Here is a 23,459-nt window from a genome sequence, read left to right on the forward strand (position 1 = left end):
AAAATAAGATATAAATAATATAGAGTGATGTTATATAAACATCAAAAATATTACTATATTTATATTAATGCTAAGTAAAAACTAATATCATTGAATATGATTTTACTAGAAAAGATCTATAATTTATATTATAAAAAATATAAATTTTAACATAATACTGGCGGTGCGGACGGGACTTGAACCCGCGACCCCCGGCGTGACAGGCCGGTATTCTAACCAGCTGAACTACCGCACCTAAAATTAGCGTTTATATAATATTACGAATCAGTCATCTATACGTCAATATTTTAATAAAAATAATTTTATATTTATTTTATCAATATCTTAAAAATTTAAACTTTATTTTACTCTTTAAGAGTATCATATAATCGCCATAAAGAAATTTTTCCACTTTTTTTTTCAATAAAATCTAATTTTGCTTCATGAGAAATAATTTCTTCTTTATTGGCATAAGCTACTCTTAATTTATTAGTTTGTTTATTTACTTTATCAAAAAAAATATCATTATCTAAATCTGAATCAAATGAAAATGCTAAAGATGTTTGTCCACCAGTCATTGCCATGTAAACTTCAGCTAAAATCTTAGCATCTAGCAATGCACTATGTAATTTACGTTTTGAATTATTAATATGATAACGTTCACATAAAGCATCAAGATTATTACGCTTTCCAGGAAATAGTTGTCTTGCTAAAATCAAGCTATCTGTAATTCGACAAAAATCTTTTATTGGAGGAATATTTTTATTTAACATAGAACATTCGTAGTCTATAAATCCTATATCAAAAGGAGCATTATGAATAATTAATTCAGTATCTCGGATAAAATTTAAAAATTTTTCTGATATTTCAGAAAAAGATGGTTTGTTTTGTAAAAACTTATTATTAATTCCATGTACTAGAAAGGCATCATGATCAATTAATCTTGGTGGTTTTACATAAAAATGAAGATAACGACCAGTAATACGGCGATTAATTATTTCAACCGCACCAATTTCAATAATATTATGTCCTTCATAATGGATACCTACTTTATTCATACCGGTAGTTTCAGTATCAAGAACAACTTGTCTTATATTATCTGTGCTCATAATATCTTTTATGTCAGAATTATAAATATAATTCAAGAATAAACGAGTTAAAAAATAATGAAAAAGATAGAAATTTTTACTGATGGTTCTTGCTTGGGTAATCCAGGACCTGGTGGTTATGGAATACTACTTCGTTATCATAAGTACGAAAAAAGTTTAAGCAAGGGATATTTTTGTACTACTAATAATCGTATGGAATTAATGGCTGCTATTATTAGTTTAGAACTATTAAAAGAACCATGTCAGATTATTTTAACTACAGATAGTCAATATGTGCGTTATGGAATAACTCAATGGATACACAAATGGAAAAATCAACATTGGCGTAGAACAAATACATCACCTGTTTTAAATATTGATTTATGGCAACGTTTAAATATATTAATATCTAAACATAAAATAAAATGGTATTGGGTAAAAGGACATTCAGGTAATCCTGATAATGAACTATGTGATCAATTAGCAAAAAATGCAGCAACTCTTCCAACAGAAGAGGATACTGGTTATATGGTAGAGAAAAATTTATAATAAAAATAGTTAATATTAACATTTTATAACCTCAACTTTATTACATATTTCCATAAAAGATTTTATAAATTTTGTTGGTGTTGGAGTAAATGGTAAAGTTCTTTTACGTGCAATTATAAGATTAATACAACCTATAAATTGTATATTTTTATTTATAAAATTATTAGGACTTATCCATGGTATTATTTGAAAACTTTGTTGATACAAAATTTCGTAACTTAATAAACTTAACCAATCAAGTTGACGATAAGTTGAAAACATACGACATCGATATGGTTCTTTCTTACATAAGAAGGGAATATATTTTACTATTCCTAATAAACTAAATGGATTAAAATTAGATAAAATTAACCAGCCATCATCTACTAAAATTCTATTAACCTCATATAATAAGCAATGTGGATTAATGCTGTATGATAGTTGTTGTATCAACAAGCAAGCATCTATCGATTTATCTCCAAAAGGCATTTCATTAGGATTACCTAGTAATTGGAAATTATTACCTGATATATTCATACTAAATTGATGTGTAATCAAAGATGATTGAGTGTCAACCTGTAAACTTAATTGACCAATTTTTAGTAAATGATCACCTAATATTTTAGGCCACCATGGCTGTAATTGCTTATTTAATGCAATAAGATAATATTTTCCACCTGGAATATCTTCCCAAGAATTAGGCATTTTAGATAATTTTGTAATATGAATGGATTTCATTTATTCATCTTATGAATTTTATAATATGAATAGCATATCAAAATAACTTTCATAGTTACACATAATATATTATAGTGATAAATCATTAATAATGATTTATCATACATTCTATTGCCAATAGAATACAAACTCATAGAATCATATAATTTTTTTATTTAATAAATTTCATAAAAAATAAATATTGTTTGTAATTTAAATATCAAAATTATAAAAAATATTAAAATAATTAAATATGAATAAAATTCATTACACTATAAAAATATTTATTATTTTTAAATTATTTATTTGATATTTTAATTTATATATATAATTAATGAAAAATAATCTATAAATAATTAAAAAATGCTTTAAACATTAGCTAATATAATAATTTTTTAAAAGATGCACTATTAATAATATATATTATAAACTAATTTATATAAACACAATTCACATAAATATTGATGTTTAAATACTTATGTGAATTGTGTTTATATTTAACTACAGAAATTTAATACTCAGTTTAATTATCATTCTGTGAATAGAATAATATTATTACATATCCAATAATATACAATTCATTTTTTCAATAAATAGAAAAAATGAATTGTATAATTTATAAAAAATTTAAATTAACGTACATTATTATAATATTTTTAATATCTTTAGTTTTAAGAAAATGATATTTAATATATAAAAAATATACTTCATAAAAATTATACTTTTAATCTATACTTAAAATTCTTCTATAATTTGTAAAATAAAAATATGCTATAAAAGAAAAATTATAAAGAAAAATAAAATACTTCTAAAGAAAATAATATCTATTTTTAATTTTAGATTATTGTAATACTCATTAAATATATAATATAAAAATATTATTTATTTAATTTGTAAATAAATTTATTAATAATTAGAGATCTATTTTAAACCATTAAAAATATCTTTTTTACTTAATGCTTCTTCAATACGAATTAATTGATTATATTTAGCTACTCGATCCGAACGACTCATAGACCCAGTTTTTATTTGACCTGCTGCTGTACCTACTGCTAAATCTGCAATAGTAGCGTCCTCAGTTTCACCGGAACGATGTGAAATAACTACAGTATAACCGGCATCTTTAGCTATTTTAATTGCTTCTAAAGTTTCAGTTAGAGTACCAATTTGGTTCAATTTTATTAAAATTGAGTTAGCAATACCTTTTTTAATTCCTTCTCGTAAAATTTTGGGATTAGTGACAAACAAATCATCGCCAACTAACTGAATATTATCCCCTAATACTTTTGTTTGATAAGAAAATCCAGCCCAATCTAACTCATTAAGACCATCTTCAATAGAAATAATAGGATATTGTTTTGTTAGATCTTCTAAATAATGGGTAAATTCTTGTGAAGAAAAACATTTTTTTTCTGCTTTTAATTCATAAAAACCATTTTCTTTATTATAGAATTCTGAAGCTGCGCAATCTATTGCAAAAGCAATATCTTTACCTAGTATATAACCAGATGATTCAACTGCTTCTTTAATAATATCTAATGCTATGGCATTAGATTTTAAATTTGGAGCATAACCACCTTCATCACCAACAGTAGTTGGCATACCTTTATTTTTTAATATTTTTGCTAAATGATGGAAAACTTCTGAACCAACCCTAACTCCTTCTTTTAGACTTTTTGCACTTATGGGTTGAATCATGAATTCTTGAATATCTAGATTATTATTTGCGTGTTTACCACCATTAATAATATTAATCATAGGTAGTGGCATAGAAAAGTTACCTTGAGTACCATTTAATTCAGCAATATGCTCATATAAAGGCATACCTTTTGCAACTGCAGCTGCTTTAGCATTTGCTAGTGACACTGCTAAAATAGCATTAGCGCCAAATTGAGATTTATTTTTTGTGCCATCTAATTCAATCATAATATTATCAATAAGATCCTGATTTTTAGCATTTTGACCAAGTAATGCTTTATTAATTGGACCATTTACTGCTGCTACTGCTTTTAAAACACCTTTACCTAAAAACCTATCTTTATCATTATCTCGTAATTCTAATGCCTCTCGTGAACCAGTTGATTTACCAGATGGGGATGCTGCTAAGCCAACAAATCCACCCTCTAAGTGAACTTCTGCCTCAACTGTAGGATGACCTCTAGAATCTATAATTTCACGAGCTATTATTTTAACTATTTTAAACATTAAATTATCCCTTCTATAATCATAAATTAAACAGCAATAATATTTATATTTTATACAATATTTTTTTTTAATTTAAACTGTTGATATTCGTTAGCAGCCTTTATAAATCCAGCAAATAAAGGATGAATATCTCTTGGAGTAGAAGTAAATTCTGGGTGAAATTGACATGCTATATACCAAGGATGATTAGAATCTTCAATAATTTCTACAAATTTATTATCAGCAGAACGACCTGAAACACACAAACCAGCTGCTTCAATCCGTGATAAAAACATATTATTAACTTCATAACGATGCCGATGTCTTTCTACAATAGTATCTTTATTGTATAATTTACGAACTTTACTACCATGCATCAAATGACATAATTGACTACCTACCCTCATTGTACCACCAAAATGACTATTTTCATCACGAACTTGAATATCATCTACATCATTAGACCATTCTGTAATTAAAGCAATAACAGGATAAGGGCAATTAGGTATAAATTCTGTAGAATTTGCTCCTTCCATTCCTGCAACATGACGAGCATACTCAATAAGAGCTATTTGCATTCCTAGGCAAATACCTAAATAAGGAATATGATTTTCACGAGCATAACGTGCTGCTATAATTTTTCCTTCAATACCTCTTTCACCAAATCCACCTGGAACTAAAATAGCATCAATATTTTCTAATAAATTAATACCATATTTTTCAATATCTTCAGAATCAATTAATTTAATCTGAACTGTTAACTTGTTTTTCAATCCACCATGTTTTAATGCTTCAATAACTGATTTATAAGCATCAGGTAACTCTATATATTTACCTACCATACCAACAGTAACTTGCCCAATAGAATTAGATTGCGTATAAATAACATGTTCCCAATCAGATAACTCAGCTTCTGGACAAACTAAGTCAAATTTTTCACAAACATAATCATCTAATTTTTGAGATCTTAATAAATTAGGAATTTTATAAATTGAATCAACATCTTCTAATGAAATAACTGCTCTTTCAGGTACATTGCAGAACAATGCAATTTTTACTAATTCATTAATAGGAATAACTCGATCTGAACGACAAATTAATATATCAGGTTGGATTCCAATAGATAAAAGTTCTTTTACTGAATGTTGTGTAGGTTTAGTTTTTAACTCACCTACAGCATGCAAATAAGGGACCAAAGTTAAATGTAAAAAAAGAGTATGTGTACGACCAACATCAATAGCTAATTGACGGATAGCCTCTAAAAAAGGTAAGGATTCAATATCTCCAACTGTACCTCCAACTTCCACAAAAACAATATCATATTTATTATTCCCAAGATAAATTCGATGTTTGATTTCATCAGTAATATGTGGAATTACTTGAATGGTTTCACCTAAATAATCACCACGACGTTCTTTACGTAATACTTCAGCATAAACTCTACCAGTTGTAAAATTATTATGACGTGTCATTTTAGTGCGAATAAATCTTTCATAATGTCCTAAATCAAGATCAGTTTCTGCGCCATCTTCAGTAACAAAAACTTCTCCATGTTCTATTGGACTCATATTACCAGGATCAACATTAATATAAGGATCTAACTTCATAATAGTAACATTTAATCCACGAGATTCTAATATAGCAGCTAGAGAAGCAGCAGCTATTCCTTTTCCTAAAGAAGAAACTACTCCTCCAGTTACAAAAATATAATTCGTTTTCATATTAAACCTGAAAATATAGGTATAAAAATGATAAGTATAGTAATGGTGGAAAATATATCATAACAGTAAATTTTATGTAGAGCTAATTTAAACACAATAACTAATATCCATTATATTTTCAATTTATCTAAAAATAAATTGATTATCTAAAAATAAAATTATTTTATGCCTTAACATAAAAATTATTAATAATTAATTTAATTATTTTAATTATTTAATTATATAAAAATATCCCTAATTAAATTTATATAATCTACTTTTATACTGTTATGATTTTTTTTTTGAAAAAAATAAATTATTTATTAAAAATCATTTATATATTTTAATTAAATAGCATTTATATTAATAAATTTAATTATAATTAATAGAAATAACTATACAGTCTATAATAACAGTTCACAATAATAATATTTTTCAGTAATAAAAAATGATATTAATTAAATTAAAAATAAAAATCTAATATTTTTTAACAAATATTATCTATGATAATTTTTATTAGAGTTATTAATAACACATAATAAAATTACATTATTTGACTACATACATACAATTATATAATTAAAGTTAACTATAAATTTCATAAAATATTTTTCTATAACGAATAATCTTCTGTAACGCTATCAATTTGCTTAACCAAATAAGATGATTTTCATAAAGATTTACTCTACTAGTTATTATAACTCCACTTTTGTATTTCCAATGAGCTGCAATACCTAATTCAGCATCTTCATGCATTTTTTTAGTCCTTATTTGTATCTCAATAGTTTTAACATTTGGACCTAATATAACAGTATGGATAGATTGATAGCCATTGGGTTTAGGATTAGCAATATAATCATCAAACTGATCAGATAAATAGCAAAAATATTTATGAACTATTTCTAATACAATATAACAATCTTTTAAAGATTCAACTATAATTCTCACTGCACGGATATCGAAAAGTTTATCAAAATAAATATTTTTTTTTTGCATTTTTCTCCATATACTATAGATATGTTTTGGTCGACCATAAATCTCTGCTTTAATATTTTTTATTAGTATAAAATTTCTTAATAACAAAATAAAATCTTCAATATATTTTTCACGTTCTATACGTTTTTCATTAAGTAATTTAGCTATTTTTTTATATTCTACTGGGTTTAAATAATAAAAACAAAAATCTTCTATCTCCCATTTTAATTTTCTAATTACTGATAAATTAGCTAAAGACCCATATATATTCCAAGAATCTTTTGAAATTAAAACTTTTTCATCTTTAAAACCTTCTTTTAACTTATGCAAGTATATAATATTTTTACTATATTAATAACAAAATAAACTCTATACCATATTTAATAGCATATACTAACTAATATTATTTATTTAAATAAATTTATGTTATTTAATTTTCTAAATATTTATATCACTAATAATATTTATAATATTTTTCACTAAATTATCAATAAATCTATCAGTACCTACTGATATTTTTAATAATAATATTTAAATCAATAATATAGCAGAAAAAACTATCACAATAAACTTCTAAAGTTGATGAATTTTTTCATCTCGATTTAACATCAAATTATTAATTAATAATCTGATTTTGATTAAATTTAATATAATATTATTGAATAAATATAATTAATTTTTATTAATTATTTATAACTTTAAAATTAGAAATTAATTTTTATATTAAAAATTTTTAATATATATGAAAATCAATAATTTTAATTTATAATTAAAATTATTGATTTTTTAAAAAATAAAAAGTATCACTATATAGGCATATATAATATATCACTAAATGATATTTAATATTTGATACATATAAATTTACGCTAGAGAGAAAGACCTTTACAATATTTTATTGATATATATGATAGAAATAAATTAATTTATAATTGAATATGATAATAAGTAATATTTCTTTATAATCTTTATTTAGATAATATTTAATTAAAATTTTATTGATGTCTATTTTAATACATATTGTTTAAAGATAAACATATACGATATTGATTCATTTGTATTTTTAATGAAATCCACTATAAATCTAAATAATTATAATATTATAAACTAATCAATAAACATATTAATAATATATCAAAAAATAATTACAAAATTTATTATGGAAAATTTAATACTCTTGATATTTTTTATTAAAATCAGGTATTAGTAAGGTTTTTACTACAATAGGTGCAACTATTTCTAATAGAAAACTTTACACCTACATTATACTATTAATATTAGACGCTGGCAGCCCATTACTTACTTTACTTGGATATTTGTAATATCAACAAAAGTTTTTTATCATGATGTTAATATAACTCTTCTTTTGGATATCATCAAATGGCATAATGCCCTGTTAAATTTAATGCAAATAAAGTATTAATTAAATTAGCTGAAAAATATATTAAAGAATTAAATTTATATGGTATGAATGGTTTAATATGCAGTGACGATAGTTTTATAAACAGTACAAAAATAGCAAATTATAATATTCATAAAACGTGAAAATTTTTCTAATACTATAGCTTTTAAAATGTAAGGGCAGATATAGGTCATATCTGCTATATATTTAATACTCTATTAAAATTATAATATACGTGCAATTTCTGGTATAGCTGATAAACAATTTAATAAATATATTAAAAAACTTAAAAAAACTTGATATTAACCTCTTATAGCTCAAGTGCAATTATGCAAGCTACACTAGCATATTCAGCTTTTTATTAAAAGAAACAATTAACTAATAAAAATTAATCTGATAAACATTAATTGTTATAAAATATATTATTTATTTTATATAAAAATTAAATACTAAACGAAGATCCGCAACTACAAGTTGTTTTAGCATTTGGATTAATTACTATAAATCTTGATCCTTCTAATCCCTCAGTATAGTCAATACAACCGCCAAGTAAATACTGCAGACTCATAGGATCAATTATTAGTTCTACACCTTGTTTTTCAATAGTTAAATCACCTTCATGCATTTTATCATCGAATGTAAACCCATATTGAAATCCACTACAACCTCCACCAAAAATATAAACTCGTAAACGTAAATTAAAATTATTTTCATGAGCAATCAATGATTTAACTTTTTTAGCTGCATCATCTGTAAAATTTATATGCAATTTATTATTATTGCACATCTTTTAAAACTCCAAATAATTATATTAAATACTAAAATAATGATATATTGTAAACAATACAGATTAGATTAACTCATTATCAAAATCAATATTATTTTTATTTATTTCAATTATATTAATAAAAATATATATCTAACGGAAAATTATGTTATTGATTAAATCAATAAAGCAAAATACCTATATAAAAAATTATTTTTTAAAAAAAATTAATTAACATAACATAATATCAATTATTGATATCATTTAAATTACTACTATGTACAGTAGTAATTTTTAAAAAAAATATTAAAAATATATATAATTAAACAATATTATAATAATATTAATTATTTTTATAGTACTAAGTTTTTATACAATATTATACATGGTTATACTTTTAATACCTTTAATCTTATTTTATGATTTTAATAATTTGACCTATTAAATTATAATTATTTAATAATAAAAAAAACATTATTAAGATATACGGCAAAAATAATATTTTCACTTTTTATTAATTTAGTTAAAGTAATAAAAATATCATAAATATAATTTCTCTATTAGTATATATTTTGATATTCAAAAATCAATATTTTGATAAAACTAGTAATATTGGTGTTTATATTATCATGAAAATTAAATAAATTAAAAATTATATGGTTATTATACTATTTAATAAAAATCAATAAAAAAAATTAAAGTCACATTATTATAGTATTTTAATAAAAAAATAAAATTTATTGATATCTAAAAATAAAAACTTAGTAAAAAGTATAATTTATTTTATTTAAAATAATTTTTTATGATTAAAATACCAGGTCATCTCAAAAAATTAAATTCATATTAAACATCATATTTCTAAAAAATTTTAATAATTTTATATGTTATATCTTAGATTAAGATATATTACTTACTTTTTTGTAAATTCATAAAAAATATAGTAAGATAATTAAATGTTTAAAAATTACTCTTAATAAATTTAAATAAATATATTACTGTTAATTTAAATTTAAATTTGGTTTTAATGACTGAACTCCTAATTGACATAATGTTTTTGGATCTTCCGTCCATACTGGTAAAATACGATATCCACCACCTGAACAATTAAAACTTCCATCATTATTAATTCCCATATCTATTATACCTTCTGGTGGAAAATTATCCAATACTAATGGTGTTTGATTTTCTAAATAACGATGATATATTTTCAATGCACCACTAGATCCAGTAAGATTTGTAGGTCCATTATTATCACGTCCAGACCATACAATTACTACTTCCTTACCATCAATACCAACAAACCAACTATCCCGAAGATCATTTGTTGTACCAGTTTTACCTGCTAAATGGTATTGAGAAAATTTATTCATTAATAAATCAGACGTTCCGCGTTCAACTACTTGTCGCATACCATAAAGTGTAAGATAAGCTGCTTGAGGGGATACTACAAGCTCTGATGATGGATAACTTTGGTAAAGTTCATTGCCATCACTATCTATTACAAATCTTAATGATGATAATATCGCTCTATTACCACCACAACTAATTGTTTGAAACATTTGAGCAGTTTCTACAGGTGTTAAGTTTAACGAACCCAATAGTATTGCAGGAACTTTTTCTATTATATTACTTGGAATACCAAGAAGGACTAATACTTTAGCTATCTGATCTAATCCAATACTCAAACCAATATTCACTGTTGGAATATTTAATGAACTAACTAGAGCATCAATTAACATAACTTGACCCCAAAAACTTCGATCATAATTTTTAGGTTTCCACATTTTATTACCAAATTTAATACTAATTGGTTCATCAGGAATCCAAGTATTTAACCGAAATCGATCTGGTTCACTTAATGCAGTTAAATAAGTTGATGGTTTTATCAATGAACCTATTGATCGACGTGCATGTAGTGCTCTATTATAACCAGAATATTGTGGTTGAGAACCACCAACAATAGCACGTATTTCACCATTAATACGGTCAACAACTACCATAGCACCTTCAAGATCAGGTAATTTGCGTATTTTACGTAAATCAGCTACTCCATACTCAATAGCATTTTCAGCTGCTTGTTGTGAAATTGGATCTAAGGTAGTAAAAATTTTAGTACCAGAAAGGTTATTGACTTTATCCTTTAATTTTTCAATTAATTCTTGCTTAACAAGTTGCATAAAAGCAGGTTGTGATGTTAATGTAACATTTCTACTTTTAACACCTAAGGGACGAATAATTAATATATTATACATTTTATTATTAATAATTTGACGTGTTTCCAATAATTTTAATACTAAATTTCTTCTTTCAAGTGCTAATTTTGGATTACGCCATGGATTATATAATGATGCTCCCTTTACCATACCTACTAATAAAGCAAATTGATCAATACTTAATTCATTGATAGGACAACCAAAATAATAAAGACTTGCAAGTGGAAACCCACGAATTTGATCGTCACCAGATTGACCTAAATAAACTTCATTAAGATAAAGTTCAAGAATATGTTCTTTACTATAATAAAAATCCATTAAAATAGCCATATACACTTCATTAATTTTACGTACTAATGTTTTTTCATTACTTAAAAATAAATTTTTCACTAACTGTTGTGTTAAAGTACTACCACCTTGAACTGTTTTACCGGCCATAAAATTAGCAATAACAGCCCGTCCAATGGAATAAATACTTACTCCATCATGATCATAAAAATGTCTATCCTCAATTTCAAGTAATATCTTAATTAGAGAATCAGGAAAATTTTTTCTTTGTAATACTAATCGATATTCATTATTAGTTAATTGCATCATACTAATAAGCTTTGGATCAAGCCTAAAGAGACCAAATTCTCGTCCATTTTCCATATTAATAATATTGATAAGTTTGCTTTTTTCAAAAGTTAATCTTGCTAAGATTTGTCCTTCTATTTGATCAGGAAATGAAAATGGTCTGCGCAACATCTCTATTATATTGTTTTTAACAATATATTCTCCAGGTGCAGTAATTTCATTTACTTGACGATATTGTATACAATCTAATAATTGTATAATATCTGATTGACTATAATTCATTCCTGGTTCAAGACTAACCATTCTACCATAAACAGCTGCTGGTAAATCCCATACTACTCCATCAAGACGATGACGAATTTTTCTATACAAATAGATACCATAAATTCCAATAAATAATTCTACTAAAAATAGAATTGCTATAAATAAACAAAAATAACGCCATTTGTTTTTTGCTAACATAAACTGATTTATTTTATGATATAATGTCATTATTTTTCTTTATTATTTCACGAGTTATATACTATATGATAGTAATAATATAATTAATTATTTCAAAAATTTTAAATTATATTTACATATTTTATTTGAAAAATAATTATTATAAAGTAATACGTAAATTATAAAAAACTATTTATGGATAAAAAGTAAAAAATAAATAATAAAAAACTAATATTAAAAGTATAAAATTTATATATTAAAAATAAGATTTATTATTTTTAATATATTACTTAATTAAAATATTTTTATATGAATATTTTAATTAAGTAAAAACTAATTTTTTAAGTGTTGATTAATTTATATATTAGATATTATGTTTTATTTTAAATATTCTAAATATAACAACCTCATAAGATATATAAAATAATCAGCAATAAAAATATTTATATATAGTTCTATAAAAACTTTTATATATAATCATATCTATAAAAGTTATAATAATTTTAAAAAATTTATTATTTAATTATTTACTATTTAAGATTTTTAATAAAATTATTTATATTAGGAGAAATATTATGCAATCGAAGAAAAAAACTAAAACATCATCCTTAAGCATTCTTTCTATAGCTGGAGTAGAGTCCTATCAAGAAAGACCAGGAGAAAATTACATGAATAATTCCCAATTAGCACATTTTAAACATATTCTAGAAACATGGCGTAACAAACTTAAAAACGAAGTTAATCGTACAGTAACTCATATGCAAGATGAAGCATCAAATTTTCCAGATCCTATTGATAGAGCAGTACAAGAAGAAGAATTTAATCTTGAATTGCGTAATAGAGATCGTGAACGTAAATTAATTAAAAAAATAGAAAAAACTTTAAAAAAAGTTGAAAAAGAAAATTTTGGTTATTGTGAAAGCTGTGGAATTGAAATAGGACTACGCCGATTAGAAGCTCGGCCTACAGCAGATTTATGTATTGATTGTAAAACACTAGCTGAAATTCGTGAAAAACAAATAGCTGGATAATCAATATCTTATTTAAAATAAGAATAACTTCTATAAATTTTATAATAATATAAGTAATAAAAGTTATTAAATTTTTAAATAAAATCAATATTTAAAATTATCTTTTAAAAAGAACAATAAGAATTTTAATAAATATTCTTACAAAAAATTACTTATTATATTTTCGTTATATAAATTATAAATATAATTTTTTATAGTTTTTAATTTAAATAGAATAAAATATTAAAAAATATTTTTTGTAATTTAATAAATAGATATATATTAATTTTTAATTAAAATAACATTTATATATTATATTTATAAAAATATCAATGAATTAGATTTTACTTATATATTTACTATCAATAATAATACATATATAATGCTGTTATTATTTAATAATAAAAACGAAAAAAATTTAATTTATTTACTAAAAACTATCCATAAAATTAATTAAACTATTATACATAATTCGTAAAAGTTGTTTAAACATAATTTACAATATTAAAATTTGTTCTTTCAAAGAAACTATAAATAATAGTATTATTATTACAAATATAAACAATCAAATAAATTTTTTACTAATTACTTTATATTTCTAATCTTAAAATTATATATTTTGATCTGAAATTAAAATATATAATATAATTATGATATATAAAAAAATTATATCTATACTAATCAAATATCGTGAAATTTATTTCAATGAAATATAAATCATTTTATTAATAATAAAATATTCTATTAAAAATAAAATTACCTATAGTGTGTGCATAAAATTAGGAATTAATTTAAATCATTTAAAAATAAAAGTAATATTTAAATTAATATAAATTATATTTTATATGAAAATATTGATTTTGTATAATCATGATAAAAAATATTTTTAATATTGTTTTTATTTATATAAAATCAAAAAACGTCGATTAAATTATGATTAAAAATATGGGAGAATAAAAATTATTAAAATAATTAAATTAGCAGATAAAATAATACATAGACCTGATATAAATACTTCAATATCAGTTATTCCTCGAAATAAGCATCCTATCTCGAGAAAAAATATCAGTGATAATGCACTTAAAGTTCTTTATCGTTTAAATAATTTTGGTTATGAAGCCTACTTAGTAGGTGGTAGTGTTAGAGATTTACTTTTAGGTAAAAAACCTAGAGATTTTGATGTTAGCACAAACGCAACACCTGAACAAATTCGTAAACTATTTTATAATTGTTATTTAGTTGGACGTCGCTTTAGGCTAGCTCATATAATCTTTGATTATGAAATCATTGAAGTATCTACTTTTCGTAGTTCTCATAAAAAAACAAAAAATAATAACATAATTAACCAAACAAAAAATGGAGTTTTTTTAACAAATAATATTTTTGGAAATATTGAAGATGATGTAATTCAAAGGGATTTTACTATTAATAGTTTATATTATAAAATTAATGATCACAGTATACATGATTATGTAGGTGGTTTAAAAGATCTAAAACATGGAATGATTCGCTTAATTGGTGATCCAGATATTCGCTATAGAGAAGATCCAGTTAGAATATTACGCGCTATTAGATTTGCTTGTACACTTAATATGAAAATGGATGATAAAACTTCTAAAGTTATTCCTAAATTAGCATTTTTATTAAGGTCTATTTCTTCAGCACGTTTATTTGAAGAATTTATAAAGCTATTATATACCGGCAAATTATATAAAATATATCAGGAATTAAAACGTTATAATATTTTTCAGTTACTATTTCCATTACTTGAAAAACATTTTACAAATAATGGTGATTCGCCAATGGAATTGCTTATAAAGCAATTATTAAAAAGTATTGATCATAGAATAAAAAATAATAAACATGTTAATCCTGCATTTTTATTCGCTACAATATTATGGTATCCTATGTTAAATTATACAGACAATCTTTTACAAAAAGGCACTTTTTCATATTACGGAGCTTTTCATATAGCAATAAATCATGTGTTAAATAAACAGTGCCGTTCTATAGCAATTCCTAAACGATTCACTTCAATAATACGTGATATATGGCAACTGCAATTAAAACTGTTGCGTCGCCGAAGTAAAAAAGCAAATAAAATACTGGAACATTCAAAATTTCATGCCGCATTTAATTTATTAGAACTTAGAGCTCAAGTAGAAAAAGAATATAACTTAAAAGAAATAGTGCATTGGTGGGATGCATTTCAAAAGGCTAATAATATACTACAATAAGGCTAATAATATACTACAATATAAAATGATTGTAGCATTAGATAATATAGCTAATAGTATTTCCTTATATGAATATTACACTTAAACTAAATCATATAACAAACAAATTGAAAAATAATAGAGTTAATAAAGTATGAATCGTGCTTATATTTCCATTGGAAGTAATTTAAATAATCCATTACAACAAGTAAAAAATGCAATTAAAAAATTAGAAGAATTACCTAAAACAAAATTAATTATTGTTTCTAGTTTTTATCGTTCTAAACCTATGGGTTCTAAAAAACAACCGGATTATCTTAATACAGTTGTTGCTTTAGATACTAAGTTATCACCAGAAATTTTACTTAAATATATACAATACATAGAATTTATACACGGTAGAACGCGCAAAATCGATCGTTGGGGGCCAAGAACACTAGATTTAGATATCATGTTATATGGTCAACAAATTATTCGAACAACAAATTTAATTATTCCTCATTATGGGCTTAAAGAACGTCATTTCATGCTTTATCCACTAGCAGAAATTGCACCTAAATTAAGTTTTCCAGATAATGAATTACTTAGTGAAAGATTACTATTAGTTGCTAAAAATGAGTTGACTCTATGGTAAATAATTAATTATTTTACATAGATATTTTTATACTTTGAATAAAATTTAAAAATAAAAGTAATGTAGGTTTAAAAATTATATTTTAATTTTTAGCTAACTAATATAGTTATATAATAAGCATTATTATATCACAAAGTTTAAAATTAAAATTTATATATAAAATTATAAAATCATTATCTCATTCATATTGATGAATTCATATTTATTGATTTTTATAATAATATTAGTTTTTTAATCCATGACCTCTTTCAATTAAATACCAGGCTATAGAATACAAAATGATGATAAAAATCACTAATACTGATAATGTAATAGATAATACAACATCACTAATTCCAAGAAATCCATAACGTAATCCACTAATCATATAAACTATAGGATTAAGCTTAGATATTTTTTGCCAAAAATCTGGTAAAAGAGATAATGAATAAAAAACACCTCCTAAATATGTTAAAGGTGTTAAAACAAAAGTAGGAATAATACTAATATCATCAAATGTTTTAGCAAAAATAGCATTTAATAATCCTGCTAATGAAAATAAGATAGATGTCATTAATACAGTAATAATTACCATCCACCATGAATAAATATCTAATGGAACAAAAAAAATAGAAACTAAAGTAACTAAAATGCCGACTAATCCACCTCTAGAAACACCACCACCAACAAAACCAATTATTACAATATGAGTAGGAACTGGTGCAACTAATAATTCTTCAATACTTTTTTGAAATTTTGCACCAAAAAAAGAAGAACAAACATTTGTATAAGCATTAGTAATTACTGACATCATAATCAAACCTGGTACAATAAATTGCATATAATTTACACCTTCCATATTTCCAATTTTTTCACCAATTAAGCTACCAAAAATAATAAAATATAGTGACATAGTAATAACAGGTGGTAATAAAGTTTGCACCCAAATTCTTGCAAAACGTGTTATTTCTTTAATCCATATGGTTTTCATTGCCACCCAATAAAGTTGAATCATCTATTATTTTCCTCTTTCTTTATGGATAAATGACGTTGTTTATTCATTAAACCAATAAATAATTCTTCTAAACGATTTACCTTATTACGCATACTATTTATCTTTATCCCTTGATTAGAAAATTGATGAAATAAATAATTCAATCCTTGATTTCGAAGTACATCTACCTCTAACGTTGAACTATCCATTAATCTAAATTTGTAATTATTTAATTTAGGTATAGGGCTATTTTGTGTTAAATCAAAAATAAATGTCTCCAATTCTAATTGATTTAATAATTTTTTCATACTAGTATTCTCAATTAATTGCCCATATTGAATAATACCAATATTGCGACATAATATTTCAGCTTCTTCTAAATAATGAGTTGTTAAAATAATAGTAGTGCCATGCTCATTTAAAGTTTTCAAAAAATCCCACATTAAACGACGTAATTCTATATCAACACCAGCAGTAGGTTCATCTAAAATTAGTAATTTTGGTTTATGCATTAATGCTCTGGCAATCATTAATCTTCTTTTCATCCCTCCAGATAAATCTCTGGCAGGATTATTACGTTTGTTCCATAAAGCTAATTGAGAAAGATAAAATTCTGCTCTAGATAAAGCTAGCGAACGTTGTAACCCATAATAACCAGCTTGGTTTAACACAATCTGTAATACTGTTTCAAATGGATTAAAATTAAATTCTTGAGGTACTAATCCTAACTGACGCTTTACATTCACTACATCATGATCAAGATCATGACCAAATACTCTTACTTTACCACTAGTTTTATTAATTAATGAACTAATAATACCAATTGTCGTTGATTTACCTGCACCATTAGGTCCTAATAAAGCATAAAAATCACCAACCTCAACTTGTAAATCAATTCCAATTAATGCTTTTATTCCACCAGGATAGTTTTTTGTAAGTCGTGATAACTCTAACGCATACATTATAGAAAACCTTTCATATATATTCCATATATGATAACAAATTATACAATAAGTAATTTTTTAAATTAAATTACAAACAATAATCATTAAATAAAAAATTAATTGATGTTATATATAATTATTATCACAGTTATTAATAATTAATTTATAGAAATTACAATAAAAAATAAAATAAATTAAATATATATAACTAATGAATTATTTTCATGAATTACTATTGTCTATTAAGATTTTATCGCAATGTAATTTCGAATGTTTTTTGAATCTTAAAAAAAATCATAAAACTCTCTTTTCATTAAATAATATAATCGATCTTATTAAGACAAGATGATTGATATCATCTATAAAATAATAAATTAATTAAAATTATATTAATTGATTTAATCATATAAACATATAATATATATAATAACTAATTAAATGAATAAAAAATAAAAATTAAAATATAAGTTTTTAATTACTAAAATAAGAAGAATATCATTATCTTTTATAAATATTTACAAAATCACATATCCAATATATGGTAAATGTCTGTATTGCTGTGCATGGTCAATACCATAACCGACAATAAATCTATCTTTAATGGTATAACCAATCCATTTAACAGATACTTCTACTTCACGTCTGGAAGGTTTATCTAACAATGTACAAATATCAAAAGATTTAGGACCACGTAAATTTAAAATTTCTTTAACTTTTTTTAATGTATAACCAGAATCAATTATATCTTCAACAACTAAAACATGTTTGCCACGAATATCTTCATCTAAATCTTTAATAATTTTTATATCTAGTGTAGAATTCATACCGTTGCCATAACTGGAAACTGTCATGAAATCAACTTCATGTGGAATATTAATTTCACGGCATAAGTCAGCCATAAAAATAAAAGATCCTTTTAAAAGACCTACTAAAACTAAATCATTTTCTATTGATTTATAATATTCAGTAATATCTTTTGCCATCTCATTAATACGTTGTTTAATATTTGCAGCTGAGATCATAACTTTTACTATTTGTTTCATAACTTAAAATATTCATGAAAATAAAAGCTATAGATTCTAACATAAGGATAATAAAGACGCGATAAAATTATATTTATTGATATATTAATTACAATAAAATTACTAATTAATTGACATTAAATTAATTAAAAATACACACGAAAACACATATAACTATATAACAAATATCGATTATAATTAGCTATCATTATCTAATTTTATTAGGACACTAAAATAGTAAATATAAATTTAATATATTATCTTTTACGAAATCTAAATTTTTATATTAGAGATAAAAAATAATGAAATTAATTTATATCTAAAATATATTTATATCTAAAATATAACATTATTTATTTTTACTAATACTATTTTAATTAGTTAAAATTATTGAATTTTTTATTTTATCAATTCATTTTAAATAAAATAATAATTTTTCTCAAATAAAACGATAAACTAAAATTTTAAAATTAATTATTTATTTTTATTATTACAATAAATCAAATATGCAGAACATTTTTCACTAAAAGTAGTATTAATTTTAATTACATAATCAATTTTAGTAAGTAACTATATCTTCTCTTACATTAGGTCAATATCAACTATTACTAAATTAAACAAAATTAGATAGAATTACAACTCTAGAATTTTCATTTTATATTGTAATTCTACAATTAGCTTTATTTGTTAATTGATATTATCATCAATTTTTTTTAATTAGTATAAATTTACTTAAATATTCCTATAATAAAATACCAAAATTATTTATAACTATACCAATAAATTAAATTTAACACTATAACTGGGACATTTTATATAAAATAAGTTGATTTCATTTTTTAAAAACTTATTATAAATTAATTTATGAATTCGGACACTACTAGAAGACTATCCTTTATATAATTTAATAAATTAATTTTTCATGGGTTCACAATGTTCTCTATCTAATATAATTTTAAAATCTACACGGAATTAGTTTATTTATAATATAAATAGTCACTAAAATATCTGCTTTAAAATTATAATAAAATATTGAAAATATCATTATTTTATAAAAATATCTTTAACTAATATCTACAAAAAAAATAATCTTATTATATTAAAAAATTATAAAAATCAATATTAAATAAATTTAAAGTAGAATTATATTAAAATAATATGTATTAGTACTAACTAATAAAACTATTAACTAACAAAACAAAACCCTGAATTTATATTATACTCAGGGTTTTATTAGTTAATGATTGAATAATGATATATAGGATTAATGAATTAAATTACATCATACTACCCATACCACCCATTCCACTATTCATACCGCCACCAGCACTTAGATCAGCTTTGTCTTCTTTTGGTAAATCAGTAACCATAGCTTCAGTTGTAATCATAAGACCAGCTATTGATGCTGCAAATTGCAAAGCAGAACGAGTAACTTTAGTTGGATCTAAAATACCCATATCTATCATATCGCCATATTCTTCTGTTGAAGCATTATAACCGTAATTATCTTTACCATATTTAACATTGTTGACAACAATAGCAGGTTCTTCTCCGGCATTCTCAACAATTTGTCTCATAGGTGCTTCCATTGCACGTAAAGCAATACGAATACCAACAGTTTGATCTTCATTGTCACCTCTCAACTTATCTAAAGCAGAAGCAACACGTACCAAAGCAATACCACCACCTGCAACAACACCTTCCTCTACTGCAGCTCTAGTTGCATGTAAAGCATCATCAACACGAGCACGTTTTTCTTTCATTTCAACTTCAGTTGCAGCACCTACTTTAATTACAGCAACTCCACCTGATAACTTAGCAATCCGTTCTTGCAATTTTTCCTTATCATAATCAGAAGTAGCCTCATCACGCTGCTGCGCTATTTGTTTGGAACGATTATTAATTTCATCTTTTGAACCTACCCCATCAATGATAGTAGTAGTATCTTTATTAATAACAATTCGTTTAGCTTGGCCTAAATCTTCTAAAGTTGATTTCTCTAACTCCATACCAATTTCTTCAGAAATAACAGTACCTTTAGTTAGAATAGCAATATCTTGCAACATAGCCTTACGGCGATCACCAAATCCAGGTGCTTTTACCGCAGCAACTTTTACTATACCACGCAAATTATTTACCACTAATGTAGCTAATGCTTCACCCTCAACATCTTCAGCGATAATCAATAAAGGTTTACCTGCCTTAGCAACAGCTTCTAGTATTGGTAATAGTTCACGGATATTAGACACTTTTTTATCTACTAAAAGTATATAAGGATTTTCTAATTCAGCAGAACCAATATCTGACTTATTAATAAAATAAGGAGATAAATAACCACGATCAAATTGCATTCCTTCAACTACCGCTAATTCATCTTCTAAACCAGAACCTTCTTCAACTGTAATAACACCTTCTTTACCAACTGCTTTCATCGCTTTAGCAATTAATGCACCTACAGTTTGATCTGAATTAGCTGAAATTTTACCAACTTGTTCAATTTCTTTATTGTCAGAACAAGGTTTGGATAAAACTTTTAATTCTTTAACTGCAGCAGTAACAGCTTTATCAATACCACGTTTTAAATCCATTGGATTCATACCTGCAGCAACAGCTTTTAAACCTTCACTAACAATAGATTGAGCAAGTACTGTTGCAGTAGTTGTACCATCACCTGCAGCATCATTAGCTTTCGAAGCTACTTCTTTTACCATCTGTGCACCCATATTTTCGAACTTATCTTCTAATTCAATTTCACGAGCTACAGATACACCATCTTTAGTAATTAAAGGTGCTCCAAAAGATTTATCTAAAATCACATTTCGTCCTTTAGGACCTAAAGTAACTTTAACCGCATCAGCAAGAATATTCACACCACGAAGCATTTTTGCCCGTGCATCAATTCCAAATTTTACATCTTTAGCTGCCATTGTTTTTTTCCTTTCTACATTCTTTCATTTCTGAAGATCTAACAGAGAAATTATTTTTCAATAATTGCCAAAATATCACTTTCTGACATAATTAATACTTCCTCATTATCAATCTTTTCTGTCTTCACACTATAGCCGTCGTTAAAAATAACGGTATCACCAATTTTTACATCTAATGGTTTACTTTCACCGTTTTCTAAAATGCGACCGTTACCAACAGCTAACACTTTACCTCTAGTTGATTTGCTAGCAGCAGATCCAGTAAGAACAATGCCACCAGTAGATTTAGATTCAACTTCTTCTCGCTTAATGATAACCCTATCATGTAATGGACGTATTTTCATTAATAGATCTCCTATAAAATAAAATCCATATTAAGGTAAATTACGGATATACTAGTAAATCTTATTTATAATTTAAGATTACTAAACTATATAATTAAGTGGGGGCAATTAAAATCAGTTCAAGGGGTAGATAAAAAAATTTTTTTATTTAACACAATGCTTAATAAATTGTACTTAATTATGATCTTTATTAAAAAATAAACCTTCATGTAAAATGTTATTAAATTCAAAAATCAGATTCTTTATATTGAATTCAATCTTTACAAGTATATCTTAATCTTAAAATAAATTAAAATTATTTTTATACTTAAAAACAAAAATAAATATAAAGCATTAACTTACTAAGTGTCTTTTTTTTGAACAAAAAAATAATAATAACAATGCACATTCCATATAAATCAGTACAAAACCTAGGTAAAATTAACAAAATTACAGCAATTAAAAAACTAAATTTTTAATCAATTTTATGACATGAAATTCATAGAAAATTAAAATTTTTATAGTAAAAAATACTATTTATCCTTTTTATTTTGAATAAAAATAATAAAAATTTATTTAAATAACTAAATACCTTTTATATTTAATTATTTATTTTTATTATTATAAAGAAATTATACTAAATTTACAGTAATCAATGTTACTTTATTACTTATTTTCATTAAAAAATACACTTCAATATAATACGTTCATTACATAATAAAGCAATCTAAATATTTCTTTAATTTTTCATATTTCACACATAAATAAAAATCAATTAATTATAAAGAATAATGATACACAATTTTATTATTTTTATTTATTTATTTATTAAATAAATTAA

The 23,459-nt window shown here is 23.9% G+C and carries 14 protein-coding genes, 1 tRNA gene and 2 pseudogenes; 4 read left to right on the plus strand and 13 right to left on the minus strand.

The genetic code is table 11. The features are described 5' to 3' along the window. Positions 1 to 158 precede the first annotated feature (158 nt). Positions 159 to 235: transfer RNA gene (locus AUT07_RS01050), tRNA-Asp, on the minus strand. Positions 236 to 344: 109 nt separating this feature from the next. Further along, positions 345 to 1,088, minus strand: coding sequence for a DNA polymerase III subunit epsilon (dnaQ, locus tag AUT07_RS01055; RefSeq protein WP_066283037.1), 744 nt, complete (start codon positions 1,086 to 1,088; stop codon positions 345 to 347). Positions 1,089 to 1,142: 54 nt separating this feature from the next. Between dnaQ and rnhA the strand changes: the two genes are divergently transcribed. Continuing rightward, positions 1,143 to 1,616, plus strand: a complete 474-nt coding sequence (gene rnhA / locus AUT07_RS01060) for a ribonuclease HI (protein WP_066283039.1) — start codon at positions 1,143 to 1,145, stop codon at positions 1,614 to 1,616. Between the two features lie 15 nt (positions 1,617 to 1,631). Here the strand turns inward: rnhA and AUT07_RS01065 are convergent, their stop codons facing one another. From AUT07_RS01065 to mrcB, 6 genes and pseudogenes are all read right to left on the minus strand, one after another. Beyond that, the gene (locus AUT07_RS01065; RefSeq protein ID WP_066283042.1) at positions 1,632 to 2,333 is read right to left on the minus strand and encodes a methyltransferase domain-containing protein; all 702 of its coding nucleotides are present in this window, start codon (positions 2,331 to 2,333) and stop codon (positions 1,632 to 1,634) included. A gap of 900 nt (positions 2,334 to 3,233) precedes the next feature. Beyond that, positions 3,234 to 4,517, minus strand: a complete 1,284-nt coding sequence (gene eno / locus AUT07_RS01070; protein ID WP_066283044.1) for a phosphopyruvate hydratase — start codon at positions 4,515 to 4,517, stop codon at positions 3,234 to 3,236. Positions 4,518 to 4,567: 50 nt separating this feature from the next. After that, positions 4,568 to 6,217, minus strand: coding sequence for a CTP synthase (locus AUT07_RS01075; RefSeq protein ID WP_066283047.1), 1,650 nt, complete (start codon positions 6,215 to 6,217; stop codon positions 4,568 to 4,570). Positions 6,218 to 6,823: 606 nt separating this feature from the next. Next, positions 6,824 to 7,519: pseudogene (gene relA / locus AUT07_RS01080) on the minus strand (GTP diphosphokinase); the annotation flags it as partial. Positions 7,520 to 9,015: 1,496 nt separating this feature from the next. Beyond that, on the minus strand, positions 9,016 to 9,360 hold the full coding sequence (gene erpA, locus AUT07_RS01085) for an iron-sulfur cluster insertion protein ErpA (protein ID WP_066283051.1): 345 nt from the start codon (positions 9,358 to 9,360) through the stop codon (positions 9,016 to 9,018). A gap of 977 nt (positions 9,361 to 10,337) precedes the next feature. Then, positions 10,338 to 12,581: pseudogene (gene mrcB, locus AUT07_RS01090) on the minus strand (bifunctional glycosyl transferase/transpeptidase); the annotation flags it as partial. 563 nt (positions 12,582 to 13,144) lie between these two features. Here mrcB and dksA point away from each other — a divergent pair. The 3 genes from dksA to folK all read left to right on the plus strand — a co-directional run bounded on the left by dksA (position 13,145) and on the right by folK (position 16,429). Further along, entirely contained in the window at positions 13,145 to 13,600 is a 456-nt protein-coding gene (dksA, locus tag AUT07_RS01095; protein ID WP_066283060.1) for an RNA polymerase-binding protein DksA, read from the plus strand. 1,007 nt (positions 13,601 to 14,607) lie between these two features. Then, positions 14,608 to 15,816: a polynucleotide adenylyltransferase PcnB gene (gene pcnB, locus AUT07_RS03390; RefSeq protein ID WP_417903565.1), complete on the plus strand. Its 1,209-nt coding sequence runs from the start codon at positions 14,608 to 14,610 to the stop codon at positions 15,814 to 15,816. A gap of 133 nt (positions 15,817 to 15,949) precedes the next feature. Next, positions 15,950 to 16,429, plus strand: a complete 480-nt coding sequence (folK, locus tag AUT07_RS01105; RefSeq protein WP_066283066.1) for a 2-amino-4-hydroxy-6-hydroxymethyldihydropteridine diphosphokinase — start codon at positions 15,950 to 15,952, stop codon at positions 16,427 to 16,429. Positions 16,430 to 16,652: 223 nt separating this feature from the next. Here the strand turns inward: folK and AUT07_RS01110 are convergent, their stop codons facing one another. The 5 genes from AUT07_RS01110 to AUT07_RS01130 all read right to left on the minus strand — a co-directional run bounded on the left by AUT07_RS01110 (position 16,653) and on the right by AUT07_RS01130 (position 22,639). Then, positions 16,653 to 17,423 carry an ABC transporter permease gene (locus AUT07_RS01110; RefSeq protein WP_066283068.1) on the minus strand — a complete coding sequence of 257 codons (771 nt, stop codon included), beginning with the start codon at positions 17,421 to 17,423 and terminating at the stop codon, positions 16,653 to 16,655. Next, positions 17,420 to 18,367: an ABC transporter ATP-binding protein gene (locus AUT07_RS01115; protein WP_066283070.1), complete on the minus strand. Its 948-nt coding sequence runs from the start codon at positions 18,365 to 18,367 to the stop codon at positions 17,420 to 17,422. The genes AUT07_RS01110 and AUT07_RS01115 overlap by 4 nt, the downstream gene beginning before the upstream one ends. Positions 18,368 to 18,861: 494 nt before the next feature. After that, the gene (gene hpt, locus AUT07_RS01120) at positions 18,862 to 19,389 is read right to left on the minus strand and encodes a hypoxanthine phosphoribosyltransferase (protein ID WP_066283072.1); all 528 of its coding nucleotides are present in this window, start codon (positions 19,387 to 19,389) and stop codon (positions 18,862 to 18,864) included. Positions 19,390 to 20,645: 1,256 nt separating this feature from the next. Then, the gene (gene groL, locus AUT07_RS01125; RefSeq protein ID WP_066283078.1) at positions 20,646 to 22,295 is read right to left on the minus strand and encodes a chaperonin GroEL; all 1,650 of its coding nucleotides are present in this window, start codon (positions 22,293 to 22,295) and stop codon (positions 20,646 to 20,648) included. A 50-nt stretch (positions 22,296 to 22,345) separates the two neighbouring features. Then, on the minus strand, positions 22,346 to 22,639 hold the full coding sequence (locus AUT07_RS01130; RefSeq protein WP_066283080.1) for a co-chaperone GroES: 294 nt from the start codon (positions 22,637 to 22,639) through the stop codon (positions 22,346 to 22,348). Between the last annotated feature and the right edge of the window lie 820 nt (positions 22,640 to 23,459).

Origin of the sequence: Candidatus Arsenophonus lipoptenae (assembly GCF_001534665.1) — a bacterium.
Lineage (GTDB): Bacteria > Pseudomonadota > Gammaproteobacteria > Enterobacterales > Enterobacteriaceae > Arsenophonus > Arsenophonus lipoptenae.

What these genes read in the sequence shown, in the direction of transcription:
- hpt (WP_066283072.1), bottom strand. Translation starts at nt 19,389, where the DNA reads ATGAAACAAATAGTAAAAGTTATGATCTCAGCTGCAAATATTAAACAA.
- AUT07_RS01130 (WP_066283080.1), bottom strand. Translation starts at nt 22,639, where the DNA reads ATGAAAATACGTCCATTACATGATAGGGTTATCATTAAGCGAGAAGAA.
- AUT07_RS01110 (WP_066283068.1), bottom strand. Translation starts at nt 17,423, where the DNA reads ATGATTCAACTTTATTGGGTGGCAATGAAAACCATATGGATTAAAGAA.
- folK (WP_066283066.1), top strand. Translation starts at nt 15,950, where the DNA reads ATGAATCGTGCTTATATTTCCATTGGAAGTAATTTAAATAATCCATTA.
- AUT07_RS01065 (WP_066283042.1), bottom strand. Translation starts at nt 2,333, where the DNA reads ATGAAATCCATTCATATTACAAAATTATCTAAAATGCCTAATTCTTGG.
- eno (WP_066283044.1), bottom strand. Translation starts at nt 4,517, where the DNA reads ATGTTTAAAATAGTTAAAATAATAGCTCGTGAAATTATAGATTCTAGA.
- erpA (WP_066283051.1), bottom strand. Translation starts at nt 9,360, where the DNA reads ATGTGCAATAATAATAAATTGCATATAAATTTTACAGATGATGCAGCT.
- dnaQ (WP_066283037.1), bottom strand. Translation starts at nt 1,088, where the DNA reads ATGAGCACAGATAATATAAGACAAGTTGTTCTTGATACTGAAACTACC.
- groL (WP_066283078.1), bottom strand. Translation starts at nt 22,295, where the DNA reads ATGGCAGCTAAAGATGTAAAATTTGGAATTGATGCACGGGCAAAAATG.
- AUT07_RS01075 (WP_066283047.1), bottom strand. Translation starts at nt 6,217, where the DNA reads ATGAAAACGAATTATATTTTTGTAACTGGAGGAGTAGTTTCTTCTTTA.
- dksA (WP_066283060.1), top strand. Translation starts at nt 13,145, where the DNA reads ATGCAATCGAAGAAAAAAACTAAAACATCATCCTTAAGCATTCTTTCT.